Origin of the sequence: Streptomyces sp. SID1328 (assembly GCF_009865595.1) — a bacterium.
Taxonomy (GTDB): Bacteria; Actinomycetota; Actinomycetes; order Streptomycetales; family Streptomycetaceae; genus Streptomyces; species Streptomyces griseoluteus.
In genome coordinates, this window is the sequence record NZ_WWKH01000318.1 from 1 (window position 1) to 502 (window position 502).

Sequence of the window (502 nt, forward strand, 5' to 3'; positions counted from 1 at the left end):
TGTCGTCCAGGACGAAGCTGGTCTGCAGGCTGGAGTCCTCGGTGCCGGTGAAGGCGAGGTTCACGGTCTGGCCCGCGTAGGAGGAGACGTCGATCGTCTTGCGGACGTAGCCGGAGGCCCGGTCGAGGTTGGAGTACGTGGCGAGCGTGGTGGAGCCGACCTTGGCGGTGAGCTTGTCGTAGGCCGTGGACGAGGTGGTCTCGGCGGTGTCGACGTGCAGGTAGAAGCTGAGGGTGGCGGTCGTGCAGCCGCCCGGCACGGTGACGCTCTGGGCGAGCGTGTCGGTGCGGGTGCGGCCGGTGCCGTCGAGCCAGGCGAACGAGGTGCCCCCGTGGGCGCTCTGGCCGGTGCGGCTGGTGATGAGCCCGGAGGGGGACTCGGTCCAGGGTGAAGTGCCGTTCTCGAAGCCGCCGTTGACGACCGACTGCGTCGGGGTGCACGCGGCGGCGGCCGAGGACTCGGGCTGGGCGGCGGTGGCGGGGAGGGAGAGGGCGATCAGGGC

General features: G+C 71.3%; 1 pseudogene. It reads right to left on the reverse strand.

The features are described 5' to 3' along the window. Positions 1-502 (reverse strand): annotated as a pseudogene (locus GT030_RS09265) (M1 family peptidase); the annotation flags it as partial.